The 14825-nt window shown below is 68.2% G+C and carries 13 protein-coding genes; 7 read left to right on the forward strand and 6 right to left on the reverse strand.

What is annotated here, in order from left to right:
* Nucleotides 1-27 precede the first annotated feature (27 nt).
* From ABZS43_RS22075 to ABZS43_RS22085, 3 genes are all read right to left on the reverse strand, one after another.
* Nucleotides 28-4266 carry an alpha-(1->3)-arabinofuranosyltransferase gene (locus ABZS43_RS22075; RefSeq protein WP_355037875.1) on the reverse strand — a complete coding sequence of 1413 codons (4239 nt, stop codon included), beginning with the start codon at nucleotides 4264-4266 and terminating at the stop codon, nucleotides 28-30.
* A 73-nt stretch (nucleotides 4267-4339) separates the two neighbouring features.
* A complete protein-coding gene (locus ABZS43_RS22080) occupies nucleotides 4340-4507 on the reverse strand; it encodes a DUF2613 domain-containing protein (RefSeq protein WP_355037804.1) in 168 nt (55 codons plus the stop codon).
* Nucleotides 4508-4637: 130 nt separating this feature from the next.
* On the reverse strand, nucleotides 4638-4994 hold the full coding sequence (locus tag ABZS43_RS22085; RefSeq protein ID WP_355037805.1) for a hypothetical protein: 357 nt from the start codon (nucleotides 4992-4994) through the stop codon (nucleotides 4638-4640).
* Nucleotides 4995-5272: 278 nt separating this feature from the next.
* Here ABZS43_RS22085 and ABZS43_RS22090 point away from each other — a divergent pair, with 278 nt between their 5' ends.
* Together ABZS43_RS22090 and ABZS43_RS22095 are read left to right on the forward strand one after the other, a co-directional pair.
* Nucleotides 5273-5953, forward strand: a complete 681-nt coding sequence (locus ABZS43_RS22090; RefSeq protein ID WP_355037806.1) for a phosphotransferase — start codon at nucleotides 5273-5275, stop codon at nucleotides 5951-5953.
* 308 nt (nucleotides 5954-6261) lie between these two features.
* The gene (locus ABZS43_RS22095) at nucleotides 6262-6693 is read left to right on the forward strand and encodes a hypothetical protein (RefSeq protein WP_355037807.1); all 432 of its coding nucleotides are present in this window, start codon (nucleotides 6262-6264) and stop codon (nucleotides 6691-6693) included.
* A 340-nt stretch (nucleotides 6694-7033) separates the two neighbouring features.
* On the opposite strand, the gene ABZS43_RS22100 is transcribed toward ABZS43_RS22095, so the two are convergent.
* Nucleotides 7034-7288 (reverse strand): IPT/TIG domain-containing protein, encoded by a 255-nt coding sequence (locus ABZS43_RS22100; RefSeq protein WP_355037808.1) that lies wholly within the window; start codon nucleotides 7286-7288, stop codon nucleotides 7034-7036.
* A gap of 328 nt (nucleotides 7289-7616) precedes the next feature.
* Between ABZS43_RS22100 and ABZS43_RS22105 the strand changes: the two genes are divergently transcribed.
* A complete protein-coding gene (locus ABZS43_RS22105; RefSeq protein ID WP_355037809.1) occupies nucleotides 7617-8210 on the forward strand; it encodes a hypothetical protein in 594 nt (197 codons plus the stop codon).
* Between the two features lie 82 nt (nucleotides 8211-8292).
* Here the strand turns inward: ABZS43_RS22105 and ABZS43_RS22110 are convergent, their stop codons facing one another.
* Together ABZS43_RS22110 and ABZS43_RS22115 are read right to left on the reverse strand one after the other, a co-directional pair.
* Complete coding sequence (locus tag ABZS43_RS22110) at nucleotides 8293-9387, reverse strand: isochorismate synthase (RefSeq protein WP_355037810.1); 1095 nt, start codon at nucleotides 9385-9387, stop codon at nucleotides 8293-8295.
* A gap of 56 nt (nucleotides 9388-9443) precedes the next feature.
* Entirely contained in the window at nucleotides 9444-9923 is a 480-nt protein-coding gene (locus tag ABZS43_RS22115; RefSeq protein ID WP_355037876.1) for a universal stress protein, read from the reverse strand.
* A gap of 137 nt (nucleotides 9924-10060) precedes the next feature.
* On the opposite strand from ABZS43_RS22115, the gene ABZS43_RS22120 reads away from it, so the two are divergent.
* From ABZS43_RS22120 to ABZS43_RS22135, 4 genes are all read left to right on the forward strand, one after another.
* Nucleotides 10061-11407, forward strand: a complete 1347-nt coding sequence (locus ABZS43_RS22120; protein WP_355037811.1) for an ADP-ribosylglycohydrolase family protein — start codon at nucleotides 10061-10063, stop codon at nucleotides 11405-11407.
* Nucleotides 11408-11468: 61 nt separating this feature from the next.
* The gene (locus ABZS43_RS22125; RefSeq protein WP_355037812.1) at nucleotides 11469-12632 is read left to right on the forward strand and encodes a glycoside hydrolase family 3 N-terminal domain-containing protein; all 1164 of its coding nucleotides are present in this window, start codon (nucleotides 11469-11471) and stop codon (nucleotides 12630-12632) included.
* A gap of 244 nt (nucleotides 12633-12876) precedes the next feature.
* Nucleotides 12877-13476 carry a TetR/AcrR family transcriptional regulator gene (locus ABZS43_RS22130; RefSeq protein ID WP_355037813.1) on the forward strand — a complete coding sequence of 200 codons (600 nt, stop codon included), beginning with the start codon at nucleotides 12877-12879 and terminating at the stop codon, nucleotides 13474-13476.
* Between the two features lie 180 nt (nucleotides 13477-13656).
* Complete coding sequence (locus tag ABZS43_RS22135; protein ID WP_355037814.1) at nucleotides 13657-14811, forward strand: DUF5685 family protein; 1155 nt, start codon at nucleotides 13657-13659, stop codon at nucleotides 14809-14811.
* Nucleotides 14812-14825: the final 14 nt, after the last annotated feature.

Consider the following 14825-nt stretch of genomic DNA (forward strand, 5'->3'; position numbering starts at 1 on the left):
CGTGGCGCTCGGCCGCCCGTGAGATCGTCAGCGATCGGGTGACCGGGCGTCGCCGGAATCCCCAGGCTCCGCGTCGCCCGGCCGCGAGCGCGGCCTTCGCGCACGCGGGAGCGCGGCGATACCGACCGCGATCACCGCGATCAGCGCGGGCGCCTGTACCCACAGCGATCCGCCCACATATCCGCCGGGCGAGCGCCACGGCCCGGTCGAGAGCGCGGCCAGGGACAGCGCGGTCCCCGCACCCGCCACCGCGGCGAGGTAATTCGCGGTGACACGGTCGGCGAAGCGGGCCGCGAGTACCCCCGCGATCGTGAGCAGGGCGCCCACCGGACCGGCGATGACTGTCGCGACGGCGGCGACGCCGATGACGCCGAGGGCTCTGGTACCCCAGGTGTGTGGCACCGCGATCACGCCGGTATCCGCCGCGCGGCGACGCGGGATAGCGAGTGCGACGAGGGGAATCAAGAGCAGCAGACCGCCGAAGATCCCGAGTCGATACCACCGGTCCGCCGGGAAGGAGACGGTGATCGGGCCGTCCTGCGCCGACCAGTTCTCGGGCAGTCGCCATCCCTGCTGCCACCCGTTGACGACGACCGGCGCGAGTTCGGCGCCGTCCGCGGTGCGAGCCTGCCAGCCGACGTTGGTACTGAGCGGCAACACCAGCAGCTGCCGCCCGGCCGACGTTGCCATCGGGGCCGGGGCGGTATCGGTGCGCGTCAGCCGCAGCCGATCGACGAAGAACACTTCGGTCGGCCCCACGCTGACGTCGACCTGCCCGGTCCCCACCGTGAGTTCGGGCGCGGTATCCGCGGACGCGGGCTCGTCGCCGTCGCATACCCGCGCGGAAACGGGTGCGCCGGAACGTAAATCGTCGGCGGTCGCGGTGACGGTCGTCCGCACCGCGATCCCGTCGACGCTCACCGTCGGACCGAGGGCGCAGGGGATGGTCAGCGGTCGATCGGCGGGTGCGGGCGGTGGGTAATCCGGGCCGAGTACCGAGATTTCGGCGAGTCCTGGCGGCTGTTCGGCGGCGAAGCCGAGTGCGGTCCGGTCGAGAACCGGCGTCCAGCTCTGGATGCTGAGCTCGATGTGGTCGGTGACGGTCGGAAACAGCGAAATGCGCGCGGGTTTTCCGGGTTCGCGGTCCTCGTCGAGTTCGCGGACCTGCGGGCCGTTGCCCAGGTTCACCGAGACCGACGTGGGCGCCGCGGGTAGTCCGCCCAGCGAGGGGGTGAGGTCGAGGCCGGTCACCAGGGCCGGTTCGGGGAGTTCGATCGTCAGTGTCGGTTTGGCCCCGGTCCTGGTGCGCACCGAATCCTCCGGCGCGGTCCAGCTGGTGCGCACATCGCCGTCGGTCGCCGCGAATGCCGCGCCGCGCAGATCGCCGACATCGGCTTGTCCGCGCGCTACCGGACGGTCGCGGTCGGTGAGCAGCGCCTCCAACGCGGGGCCCTGCCGCGTGCGCAGCGTCAGTCGCGGGGTGACCCGCATCGGTTCGGGCGAGGTCAGGGTGCGCTGAAAGGTTCCCGATTCCTCGGGCGCCAGTGCCAGGCCCTTACTGCATCTGACGCGATCGGGGGAGTCGAAACACGCACTGCGACCGGGGAATTCCTGCCCGAGATCCCATCCGGCGATCTGCGCGCCCGCCGGTGTCGGCGGCAGCACCGTGCGGTGCCTGATATCGACGCGCACCGGCGCCTCGCGCACGCTGTAATCGTCGAGGCTCAATTCACTGATGCCGAATTGCCCGCCGCGCGCACCGCCTTCGGTGCGGATCGCGGTAATGGTCAGCCAGTCGGTGGCACCTGCGGGAAGCGAGATGGACACCGGCGCACCGGGTTCGGGGATCCGTGCGGAGACACTGCCGTTGGCGGTGCGCACCTCGACCCATTTCACCGGATCGCCGATGGCGGCGGCGCTGGTGGTCAGGTGCAGCAGCCCGGAGCTGAGTGGATGATCGAGATCGAGCCGAAGCCATTGCCCCACAGAACGTTCCAGACCGCTGCTGATCCAGGAGGTGGCCGGGTCGCCGTCGATGACGGCGGCGGTCGAGCTGCCTGGGGCCGAACCGCCGATCTGGGTGGCGTCGGCGGCGGAACTGGACGCGGTGATCGTCGCGCCCGACCATTGCCCGCGCACCAATTCCGCGCCGTCCACCGGATAGTCGGGCACCAGATTGTGGGTGCGTCGCGGATCCCGCGGTGCGCGCAGTGCCGAATTGTGGTTGTCGACGCGGCCGAAATCGGATTCCCTGTCCATCGGCGTATCGGTGACGGTCAACGGTCCGATCGGCAATCCGGCGGCGGCGGCGTCACCGGCGAGAACGACCGGAGCATCGGGGTTGTCCGGATCGCGGCGCAGTCGCTCGAGTACTTCGGCGCCGCCCTGCACGACCGGAACCGAGTCCATCGCGACGGTATGCGCGCCGGGGAAGGATTCCGGCGCGCCGACACCCGGCGTGACCTCGACCGGTGTGCCCGGTGTTCGCGCGTCGACGCGGTAGATCTCGATCGCCGGATAGGTGGGCCGCAGGTCCCCGTCCGCCACCAGGTTGTCGGCGATCACGAACGTTTCTATCGGATTGCCGAATTCGGCCACCCTGGTCAACCCCGGCGAACCCTCGATCGCCCGGTGCGCGAGCAGTGGACGCGTCGACCGCGAGGTTTCGGGATCGAGATCATTGCGCAGCACCAGATATCCGATGCCCTGGTCGGCCAGCGTCGCCGCGAGTCCCGCCGACGGGCGGCCGTCGGCGATCAGCCGCTGCACCGAATCCATGGCGCGGATGGTGCCCGGCGGGTTCAGCGGGACGGCGTCGCGTATCGCCCACGGCGTATCCGCCAGTGCCTGGAGCGGTTCGTCCCTGGTCAGGCCCCATACCTGGCTGCCGAACGGTGCGCCGGGTACCACCAGCGCGCGGGTGTCGTCGGCGTGTTCGGACAGCCATCGCGCGGTCTGTTTCCAATAGCCGGGCACCTCGTCGTAGGCGCCGCGCGGGGCCAGCTTCCCCGTCCAGGCCAGTGCGGTGGACAGCGTCAGCGCGGCCAGGACCAGCGCCGCGATCGCCACCGTGCGGTCGCGCTCCGGATGCGCGAACGCGCTGCGCCATTCCGGCATCGGCACCGACGCGGGCAGCGGAACCCGCGCCAGCAGATGCGCGAGACCGAGGACAAGGGGCAGCCGGATCAGGGGTTCGAGTTTGTGCACATTCCGCAGCGGAGCGCCACCGGAATCGAGGAATACGCGCACCGACTCGGCGAACGGACCGCTGAGTTCCCCGACGTAGCCTGCGCAGATCCCGACCAGCCCGACCAGCAGAATCAGCGCGAGTCGTCCGCGGAACGGCATGGTCCGCATGGCGAGCCCCGCCATACCCGCGGCCGCGAGTAGTCCGGTGGCGAGTACTGCCGCGGGTTGGGTGACCAGCACCGCGCCCGCGATACGTTCCGGTGAGACGAACGGAGTCCAACTGTCCGTTCCGCGCAGCACCTCGGCGAGTGAGGCCCACTGGGTGGTGACGCCGGAGGATTCGATGTAGTCGAGGAACGGCGGGCTGACCTTGCCGAGCAGCAGCAACGGCACCGCCCACCACAGGGTGGCCAGCAGCAGCAGCGGAACCCAGGACCGGGTGAAACGCCACCACTGCCGGTTCGGCCGGTACGAGGCCCACCACAGCAGCGCGGGCAGGAAGGCCGCGACGGTCGCCACCGCGTTGACCGAGCCCATCAGCGCGAGCGCGAGGGCACTGCCCGCGGGCGATACCGCGCCGCCGCGTGTGCGATGGCGATAAGCGGTGCCGAGTGCGGCCGGGGCGAGCAGCACCCAGGGCGCGAGCATCATCGGCAGCGTCTCCGAGGAGATCGAGCCGAGTGTGGTCAGCACCCGGGGTGAGAGGGCGAAGGCGATCGCGGCGAGGATGCGCGATCCTCTGCTGCCGATGCCGAGGACTTCGCAGAGTCGGATGATGCCCCAGAACCCGGCGAGCAGTAGCAGCGCCCACCAGATCCGCTGGGTCACCCAGGCGGGCAGACCGAGAATATTTCCCGCCGAGAAGAACGCTCCGTGCGGGAAGAAATAGCCGTAGGCCTGATTCTGCACCTGCCCCATCGGGGCCTGGCTGCTCCACAGGTGGGCGGCGCGTTCCAAGAATCCGAGCGGATTCTGCGCAAGATCGTATTTGGTGTCGGCGACCGTGAGACCGGGCGCCTGCAGGAAGGTGAGCAGGAATGCCGCGACCACGGTCGCGGCACCCCAACGTCTACCCAGCGGCGCGACATCGGACCGAGCCTCTGCCGCGCCGGAGCCGAGTGAATCGGCGGATGAAGCGGAGGTCAGCGGCTCAGCGTGCGCCGTATTCAACGTTGTTGAGCAACGAGGAATCCGGGTCGCCGTGATCGAGGTCCGGCCGCGTGTTCTGCTGGACGGCGGCCGTGATCACGAACACGGCGACCGCGCCGAGGACGGCGCCGGCGACCGCACTCGCAATGCCGGGGACAGCAAACTTCATCGCGGGACTCCAATACTTCGACGCAGGCACATTCCGGGGCCAACCTAGCAGGCCGGTCGGTCTCCGGGTGGCAACAGTCCGCGATTTCGAGCGAGGACAAGGTGAAAGCGCTGGTCGCGTGTCCGATCGACTACGTTCCCAGTTTCCAGGCGATGACCATCATCGAGATGTTTACTGCGAACAGTGCGGCGATGAGCAGCCATTGGCGACCCGCCGACCATTTTCGGCCAAGGGCGAGCACGACGAGTACGAGTCCGGCGACGCCGACGGCGATGCCAGCGACCATCATCGCGAGGTAGTCCGACATCACGCCCAGTGCAAGCACCACGACCGAACAGAAAGCGGCGGCCACGAACAACCGGTCTCGCGCGATACCTTCGGATAGTGCGAGCACCGCCCATCCCGCTTGCCGCGTCACCTGGCCTCGCGACATCGGTGCGGGGTCATCGCTCGCGCGGGTCGGATCGTTATTCGTGTCGTCAAGCACACCGATATGAGATCACCAGCAAAACAGCAGAATTTAGCCTGTCCGTTTCGCGTGACTTTCTCCTGGATGCTCCTCAACCCTGCTGACGTGGCTCCCGACGAGCCGAATTTTGTGCGGATTTGAAGTTCCGCCGCGAACCACAGGCAGTAGCCGTGGTCGCGGCTCATCCTGCTGCGGTACGCCGGCGGTAGACGGCGGTAGACATCGCGTAGCAGAAACCTGCCTTGACCCGCACTTACGTTGTATTCTCCGCCGCCGCTGCTACAGGGCCATCACGGTTGCGATACCGGCTCGGCGACGACCTCGCCGTTCGATTGCCCTGGGCGACGGAGTCCGCGGACGCGTTGCTGCACAAGGAGTGCACCTGGCTGCCTGCCCTCGCCCGGCATCCGCCGCTGCCGGTTCCCGTTCCACAACGATTCGGTGAACCCTCCGAACGTTTTCCGCGGCCGTGGATCGTCACCACCTGGGTGCCAGGCGAGCCCGCCGACCGCAGTCCCGTCACGCGCGCCACGCAGGCGGCAACCACCTTGGCCGCCTTCCTGACAGCACTTCACCAACCCGCCCCCGAACAAGCGCCCACCGGCCGCAATCGCGGTGCGCCGTTGGCCGACTGTTCCAAGGAATTCGCCGAGCAGCTTGCCTCGGCCACCGAGCTGAGGCTGATCCCCGACCCGGGCGCCGTCCGCGCGGTCTGGGAAGACGCGGCCTCCGCGCCCGACTGGACTCCGTTGTCTTCTGCGCCGTTTCTACTTCTGCAACCCCTGGTGGCGTGGAACGTCCCGCCACCGAAAGGGAATCCGTCAGCAGTGGAGCCAGGTGGCCGTTATCGTGGTTTCGTGAGCGGAGGCCGTGACGGTGCAGTCGTGCACGGTGATCTCGGTATGTCTGTCGAGGTTGAACGGGCTCGCTTGGGCGGGGCACCTGACTGTCGTTCAAGAGCAAATTCGTCAGCGTGAAAGTGCCTGGTACCACGCTGATCTCGTCGACCCAGGTACTGCAGACCCTTCCGTCCACGATCGGCGGGCGCATCCGAAGAGCACACGGAAATGCCGTATGGCGCGCGGCATCGTGGATCAGAAACGATTGTTGTTGAGACACAACGAAGTTTGTGACATCGAGCGCAACCGGCCCCGATGGCGCCGGGTCTCGCCCATCAACGCCCGCAACCGTGTTGCCTACGTAATCGCGCCACGGTTAGCCTGCTCACTGCCGCCATACGGATCACGGTTGGGGCGGCCGCTATCGCATTGGGGGGAAATTCATCATGTCGGCATTACAATCATCGGGCAATTTCGCGTCCACGGCCAATGGCGTCTACTGCGCCTACTGCGGTTCGACACCCGCGGCGTCGGTGGATATTCGGGGGCACCGCGGCTTCATCTTCTTCATGCAGTTCCTGAAGTCGCCCGGCCCGTTCTGCCGCGATTGCGGTCTCGCGACCTACCGCAGAATGACGGTCGAGAGCATGTGGATCGGCTGGTGGGGCTTCCTGTCCGCTGTGATCAATCCCGTCACCATGTTGATCAATATCCCTGCCCGCTCGAGGATCACCGAGCTGCCTCCGCCGATTCCCGGCGGTCCGCGCATCCCCATGGAGCCGGGTAAGCCGCTCTATGAACGCATCGAATTCCTGCTGCCCATCGCGCTGATCATCGTTGGCCCGTTCATCCTGGTCGCGCTGGCATCGCTGAATTAGTCCGCCGCCACGGCACTTTCGCAGGCGGGCGCACCTCGCGCCGCGCCCGCGATGCCCCACGCCCTCGTCCCACGGCCTGCCCCACAACAGTCGCGGAGCGGATCGCGAGATCGAGGACCGGGAGCGGTCTCAGGATGTGGTGACGTCCGGCGCCTTGTCGATGACGATCGCGGGCCGCATCTGCCTCGACCTGCTCGGCGTCCACAACTCGGGCGCGCAGATCAGAGAGGACGCCGTGCGGCCGACTTCGAGCATCGACAGGCGGCCCCATACCTGCGACCGCAACGCGATTGGGCCGTCGGCAGGCAGTTGCCCACCGACGGCTCAGCCGCACCCGCCGTTAGACGTAGGTGAAGGGCAGTGCGTTGCTGGTGCCGTCCAGCTCCACGGTGACGGTGACGTCCACCGTGCCTGTCCCCGTCGGGGAGATGGCCGTGATCTGGGTGTCGGAGTCGATGGTGAATGTGGTTGCCTTGGTACCGAACCGCACGGTCAAAGGACCGACATTGCTGAACCCCGAGCCGGTGATCACCACAGTGCTGAACGTGGTCGCAGGGCCGGAAGAGGGTGTGAGGGTGGTGAGTACTGCTGCCATGGTCGACTCCAAGTCGAATAGAATGAAAAGGGTTACCTTGCAACGGATGTCAATCCTTCTGCGGCAACCGCTACATATTCAGTAAGCCTCCGGTGATGGCACTTCGGCAAGGGATCCACAGTCCGGTTTTGTCCGGTTTCGACCCGGTGATCTGCGGCGAGGGGTCGGGACTACTCACCCCCACACCCAGCCGGTCCGCGAGGCCGCAGTAGGCAGGGCAACGGCCTCTAGCCGGTGCGGCCGGCCCGATGCCGCGCCGGGACTCGGGATCCGGTTCTGGTGCCCGTAACCGCGCAGAAGTACTGGCAACCCACTTAGGGTGGGCCGCGTGACCGACGAGTTCGCCGCCGTGACGGAGATCCACATCCACGAGGACGAGTGGGGCATGCGCTGCCTCCACCCGCTCGAGGCCGCCGCCGAGGTCGCGGCCGACCTGCTCGCGGCCGAGGCCGCGAGCAGGGCCAACCGCGCGCCCGACGGCGTCGGCTGGACCGACGTGCACGTCATCGCGGCGCCTGCCGACGACTACGCGGCCGCCGGGCTGACGTTCGCGCAGGCCGACGCCGCGCTCACGCCGATCATGCCGCGAATCCGGCGGTTCGTCGCGACGGCTTCGGCAGGCTTCACCGAGGGCGTTGAGGACCCGATGGGCAGCTACGAGGACGACGCCTACTGCTACGGCGTCGACGCGTCATGCTTCGTCAAGCTGGACGGCGAGGAACCTCTGGTTGAGCAGATCTGGTACCAGGCCGACACCGAGGACCCCGCGCGCCTCGACCGGCTCCGGCGGGCGATCATCGCCGTCGACCGGCTCGTCCCGTCGGTCATCGCCGACTACCGGCTCGACTGCACCGGCTCCGTCGGCGACGGCGAGTTCCTGGACCGCTACATGCGGATGCTCGACCAGGAATACGAGGACTGAGCGCCAACGGCTACCAGGTGCTCCAGCCCCGCCTGCCGGCCAGCCACCGCAACGTGATCATGTGCCGCCAGCGTGAGGCGGCTCAGTGCTCAGGCACGGCGCAGTGCAATCCGCGCAGCAACGTGCGGAGTTTGGCGGTCGTCTCCTCGAGTTCGGCGGCCGGGTCCGACGCGGCGACGATGCCGCCACCCGCGCTCGCCCGCACCGATAGGCCGTCGGCGGACAATTCCGCGCACCGGATCGCGACCACCCATTCGCCGTCGCCGTCGGCGTCGCACCAGCCCACCGCGCCGCCGTAGAAACCGCGGTCCCCCTCGACGCGGGTGATGGTCTCCAGCGCGAGCGCGGTGGGCGTGCCGCAGACCGCGGGGGTCGGGTGCAGCATGATCGCCAGATCCAGCGCGGTCATCGCCCGGTCGCGCAGAGTGCCGGTGATGGGCGTGGCCAGATGCCAGACCTCCGGTGTGCTGAGCAGTTCGGGTCCGTCCGGGATGGACAACTCGGAGCAGACCGGCGCGAGGATATCGCGGATCCACTCGATGACATACGCGTGCTCCTCGCGATTCTTGGTGCTTGCCAGCAGTCGCGCGGCCTGCTCGGCATCGGCCATCGGATCGTCCGATCGCGCCAGCGTGCCCGCCAGCGGCCGCAGGGTCACGGTGGCGCCGTGGCGTGCGACCAGCACTTCGGGTGTCGCGCCGATCAATGTCGCGCCGTCGCGGCCAGCGGGCGTCAGATCCACCGTGAAGACATTGGCGTGCGGGTGCCGGGTCAACAGGTGCGCGGCGACGAGTTCGGGATCGAGCGCGCTCTGCGCCTCGGCCAGCACGGATCTGGCCGCGACGACCTTGCGCAATGGCTGCGTCGTATCGTTCAACAACTCGACGAGGTGCTGTACTCGGGTGATATGTTCTGCCGGACAGGGGATTTCGTCGACCACCCGCACCGGGGGCAGTGCGGGCAGCGCCGCGGGCCGCCACGGTCCGGCCGTGTGCCGAAACTCGCGTGGCGCGTGCAGCGCCGCGGGCCCGTTCGGATCGAAGGGCAGCGCGCCGACGATCAGTTCCGCCGTGCCCTCGCCCAACGCCCGAACGGCCGCCTCCGGTTCGGCGAAGACTCGGTGACTTCCGCGCGCGCGCAGCACGCTGCCGGGTTGGGCGAGCAGGAATTCGTTCATGATCCCTCGACACTAACGCTGTTCACCGCGCGTACCCGGCGAGGGCGATCGACGTCTCAGCGGCGCGGTTCCCGGCCGGGCGGTACCAGCAGGACCGGGCGATGGCAGTGTCTCAACACCGCGTCGGCGACGCTGCTGTGCAGCAGTGCGCGGATACCGGTGGCGCCTCGGGTGCCCGCGACGATGATGTCGACGTCGAGTTCGTCGGCGCATTCGACGATGGCATTCCAGACGGTCGACTCGCAGGCGGCGGTGCGCGCCTCGGCGTTGAGTCCCGCCAGTCTCGCCAGCCGCACACCCTCGGTATTGATGGTCTTGGCGTCGACGTAGGCGATGTCCTCGATCTCCTCGTCGGGCACCCACTCCGGCTGCATCACACCGGAGAGTCCGGACAGCCGGGCCGCTTGGCGGACCATGGGTTCCCACGCGGTGAGCACGACGGCTCTGTTCGCGGAGAGGAACCGTCCGGCGTATTCGATGGCGCGCTTGGCATTCTCGGAACCGTCGTAGGCGATGAGCATCAGGTCGCAGGGCACGATGACCTCCTGGTGGGGTCGCACGGCTGTTTTCCCAGATTACTCCCGGCGAGTCGGCGTCCGGCGGACCTCGCACGCGGATAATCGGCGCTACGACAGTGCGGTCGAACAGCGGAAACCGAAGGTGCGAGCACGTGATGGACCAGGCGATCGAATCGGCGTTCTTCGGCAGGCTCGAATCCGATCCGAGGGCGCTGCTGTACTTCGAGTGGCGTCAACGTCTCGAATCCGGTTACGCGGTGGCGCACCTCGAGCCGCAGGTGCGCGCACTGGTCGGCGCTGATACCTCGGCGGGCGCCTACGGATATCTGCTGGATCGGCTAGAGGCCGCGCCGCGCGATCCGGAGTGGCTCTACGACGAATCGGAACCGGGGCCGCCGGTCGCGTCCGTCGAGGCGACACCTGTGCCGTTCACCACGGCCGATCTGTTCGACCGGGTGCACGGCGGCTGGCTCGGCCGGTGCGTGGGATGTGCGCTCGGCAAGCCGCTGGAGAACGGATTCGTGTGGACGCCGCGACTGATTCGCGACTATCTGGAGCGGGCGGGGGCGTATCCGCTGACCGATTTCGTCCCCGCGCCCGCACCGCCCTCCTCGCGCTATCCGTTGAATCCGACGTGGACGGTGTCGGCGCGCGGACGGATCGACGGCGCCCCGCGCGACGACGATATCGACTACACGGTGCTCGGTCTGCATCTGCTCGAGACGCACGGCATCGATTTCACCACCGCCCAAGTCGCCGTCGCCTGGCTCGAACATCTGCCGTATCTGCAGACCTACACCGCCGAACGGGTGGCCTACCGCAATCTCGTCGACGGCCGGTCCGCACCGCGGACGGCGCTGCATCGCAATCCCTATCGCGAATGGATCGGCGCGTTGATCCGCGCCGATATCTACGGGTACGTCAGCCCCGGCGATCCGGCGCTGGCCGCCGCCCTTGCCGCCCGTGACGCCTACCTCTCGCATACCGGCAACGGCGTGCACGCCGCGCGGTGGGCCGCCGCCCTGATCGCGTCCGCGTTCACCGTCGACGGCCCGCGCGAGGCGGTCGAGGTCGCCTTGTGCCATATTCCGCCGCGGACCAGATTGGCCACCGCGGTCGCCGACGTTCTCGATGATCACCGGCGCGGGGTCACCTGGGAAGACGCCGTCGCGGCGGTTCATCGCCGCCACGGCGACTACAACTGGGTGCACGCCGTTCCCAACGCCTGCTTGATCACCGCCGGATTGCTCTGGGGTGACGGTGATTTCACCAGGACCATCGCCAAAACCGTGCAGGGTGGCTGCGATACCGATTCCAACGGCGCGACGGCGGGATCGGTCGCCGGAATTCTGGTCGGCGCCGCGGCGATTCCGGCGCACTGGACCGACCCGTTTCATGATCGCTTGCATACCGCGGTATTCGGCTACGAGGGTGCGAGTATTTCCGGTCTCGCCCGCCGCACCTGCGAAATCGCCGTCCCCGGCATCTGGGATCGAATCTGATCGCCCGCGCTCGCCAACCCGGGGGGCAGGCGGGCTCATCCCCGCAGTAGCGTGGACGTCTATGCGGAAGACGCCTCTCGTTCTGCTCGCAATCATCGCGGCGGTCGCGACCGCCTGCTCCGGCGGCGACACCGATACCGACACGGTCGCGACCTCGAGGACGGAATCGACGGGGCCGACCACCACCGGCGCGACCTCGGCCACCCCGGCGCAGCGTGACTGTGGCGCGGCATACCTGGCCCGGTTCACGCCGCGCCAGAAATTGGCGCAACTGCTGACCGTCGGCATCACCGGCGGCTCCGACGCGCTGAGCACGGTGAAATCCGAGCAGGTCGGTGGCGTTTTCGTGGGCGGGTGGACCGATAAGTCGCTGCTGTCGAACGGCCAGTTGGACGAGATCCAGCAGGCGGCGCTCGTGCCGCTCATGGTGACCATCGATGAAGAGGGCGGGCGCGTCTCGCGCGTCAAGGATCTGATCGGCCCCGCGCCCTCGGCGCGGGTGACGGCCCAGACCATGACCCCGGAGGAGTTCTACGAGGCCACCCTGACCCGCGGTCGCGCACTGAAGAATCTGGGTGTGACGGTGGATTTCGCGCCCGATGTCGATGTCAGCGGTCAGCCGGACGATTCCGTCATCGGCGACCGCTCGTTCTCCGACGATCCCGAGGTGGTCACCCGTTACGCCGACGCCTACATCCGCGCCATGCGCGAGGTGGGCGTCGGGACGGTCATGAAACATTTCCCCGGCCACGGCTCCGGCTCGGGTGATTCGCATACCGGCGCGGTGCGGACACCGTCGCTGGAGCAGATGCAGACCGTCGATCTCGTGCCCTTCCGCACTCTCATCGGCTCCGGCGCCGCCGTCATGGTCGGCCACCTCGACGTGCCGGGACTGACCGCGCCCGACGTTCCTGCCAGTATCAGCCCCGCGGCGATGTCGCTGTTGCGCAACGGATCCGGGTACGGCGCCGCGCCGTTCGACGGCCCGATCTTCACCGACGATCTGAGCGGCATGGCCGCCATCACCAGCAGGCTGGGGATCGAGGCCGCGGTGGAGGCCGCGCTGGTGGCGGGCGCCGACAATGCCCTGTGGATCAGCACCGACGCGGTGTCGAGCGTGCTCGATCGGTTGGAGGCCGCGGTGACGAGCGGCAGGTTGCCCGCCGCGCAGGTCGACGCCTCGGTGCTGCGCAACGGCAAATACAAGGACGCGGCCCGCTGCTGAATTTCGGCCCGAGCCGCCGACGGGGAACCGTCGGGTGCGAGCGGACGCCTTTTACCCCGCCATGCCGGTCACAGAGAGGCCGGGCCGTAACGTATGCAGGCCCGATCCACCGCCGGATCAACGAACCGAGTCCGGTCGGTGGTGACAGCGCACAGTCCAGGATGACGGCGAGTGGTGATCGATTCCAACCCGCCGAACTTACCTTGGAGTAATATAGGGCTTTCATCATGTGGTAGGAGAGTGGATGGCGGGCGGAACGAAGCGACTTCCTCGGGCGGTTCGTGAGCAGCAGATGCTCGACGCCGCCGTCGAGGTTTTCTCGCGCAACGGGTTCCACGACACATCGATGGACGCGATCGCCGCCGAGGCGAAAATCTCCAAGCCGATGCTGTACCTGTACTACGGCTCGAAGGACGAACTGTTCCGCGCGTGCATCCAGCGTGAGGGCCTGCGTTTCATCGAATCGGTCACCCCCGCTGGCAACCCGCTGCTGTCCCCCCACGAACAGGTGCGTACCGCGCTGGAGGGATTTCTCGGTTTCGTCGACCGCAACCGCCGCTCCTGGCAGGTGCTCTACCGGCAGGCGATCGGCCAGCAGGCCTTCGCCTCGGAAATCGAGAACGCCCGCGAACGCGTCATCGAACTGACCGCGAAACTGCTGGAGTCCAGCGCCAAACACCCCGAACCCGGCACCAACTTCGACGTCGTCGCCGTGGCCGTCATCGGCGCCGGTGAGGCCATCGCCGATCGGGTCGCCAGCGGCCGCATCGAAGTCGCCGAGGCGGTGGATCTCCTGGACGACCTGGCCTGGCGCGGTCTGGCCGGTCGGAAGAAGGCCGAATAGCCACCACCGCGGGTGGGGCGCGGGGATCGCGGTCGTGCCGAACCGGAGTCATCGGCCGTCGCCGAATACGCGCGACACACCCGTTCGGTTCGCCTCCTGATCGACGGCCTGCCAGGATGCGGGGGATCGATATAGAGGCCCGGCCGTCGCGAACGGTAACCGGGGAGTGAACGGGGCGCGATGTTCGGAATGCTGCGACCGTGCGCGCACGGTGCGGACAAGTACGGGGTGGACGCGTCGCAATGGCGAGCGCATATGTGCGGGCTGTGTCTGGGCCTGCGTGACGGGCACGGCCAACTGGCGCGCACGGCGACCAATACCGACGCGATCGTCCTCAGCGTGCTGATCGAGGCCCAACTGTCCGCTCCGATGGCGCGCACCGCCGCGGGGCCTTGCGCCCTGCGCGGTATGCGGCGCGCGGAGGTGGCCGCCGCGGACTCGCCCGGTGTGCTGCTCGCCGCGACCGCCTCGCTGCTGCTGGGATCGGCCAAGATCCGCGATCACGTCGATGACCGCGACGGATCCGCGCTCACCCGCCGCCCGATGGCGAAGGTGTCGAACCGCTGGGCCGATCGTGCGCGCGGCCAGGCCGAGCGGATCGGCCTCGATGTCGAACCTCTGGTCACCGCGATCGCCGCCCAGGCCGATCTCGAATATCGCGCGATCGGGCACGGGTCGTCACTCGATGAAGTCACCGGTCCGACTCAGCTCTGCGCCGCGGAATTCTTCGCGCACACCGCGGTTCTCGCGCACCGCACCGAGAACATCGCCCCTCTGCGCGAGGCGGGCAGGCATTTCGGCCGCATCGCTCATCTCGCCGACGCCGTCGAGGATTTCGCCGCCGACAATGCCCGTGGCCGGTTCAACCCGTTGGCCGCCACCGGCACCACCGTGACGCAGGCCTACGACCTGCTGCGCGAATCCGATTCGGCACTGCGCGAGGCCGTCGCCGAGGCGCAGTTGGCGGATCTGCCGACCGTGCGCTGGATTCTGCTCGATCCGCTGAACTCGCTGCTGCGCAGACTGCGGCGCGGTATCGGGGAGCCGATGTCGCACGTTTGCCACGCGAGCCGTGAGCACGCCCCGCACGCCCATCTGCCCGGCACGGGTCACCGTCCCCCGACGCGCCGCCCCGATCTCGGCACCGGAATAGCCCTCGCTCTCGGCGTCTACTGCACCGGCTGGGCTTGCTGCGCCGACCACACCAGTCCCTGCACCGGCGAGCGCAAGGACGCCTGGATCAAGAACTGCTGTGACTGCGGGGACTGCTGCGAATGCGCCGATTGCTGTGGGAACTGCGGCGATTGCGACTGTGGCTGCGGCTGCGACTGCTGAAGCGAAAAGGCCCT

Origin of the sequence: Nocardia sp. NPDC005366, assembly GCF_040606855.1 — a bacterium.
In the GTDB taxonomy this organism is placed as follows: Bacteria; Actinomycetota; Actinomycetes; order Mycobacteriales; family Mycobacteriaceae; genus Nocardia.

Coding starts and splice junctions, on each gene's coding strand:
- ABZS43_RS22120 (WP_355037811.1), top strand. CDS start 10,061: ATGGACCAGGCGATCGAATCGGCGTTCTTCGGCAGGCTCGAATCCGAT.
- ABZS43_RS22110 (WP_355037810.1), bottom strand. CDS start 9,387: ATGAACGAATTCCTGCTCGCCCAACCCGGCAGCGTGCTGCGCGCGCGC.
- ABZS43_RS22135 (WP_355037814.1), top strand. CDS start 13,657: ATGTTCGGAATGCTGCGACCGTGCGCGCACGGTGCGGACAAGTACGGG.
- ABZS43_RS22080 (WP_355037804.1), bottom strand. CDS start 4,507: ATGAAGTTTGCTGTCCCCGGCATTGCGAGTGCGGTCGCCGGCGCCGTC.
- ABZS43_RS22100 (WP_355037808.1), bottom strand. CDS start 7,288: ATGGCAGCAGTACTCACCACCCTCACACCCTCTTCCGGCCCTGCGACC.
- ABZS43_RS22130 (WP_355037813.1), top strand. CDS start 12,877: ATGGCGGGCGGAACGAAGCGACTTCCTCGGGCGGTTCGTGAGCAGCAG.
- ABZS43_RS22125 (WP_355037812.1), top strand. CDS start 11,469: ATGCGGAAGACGCCTCTCGTTCTGCTCGCAATCATCGCGGCGGTCGCG.
- ABZS43_RS22095 (WP_355037807.1), top strand. CDS start 6,262: ATGTCGGCATTACAATCATCGGGCAATTTCGCGTCCACGGCCAATGGC.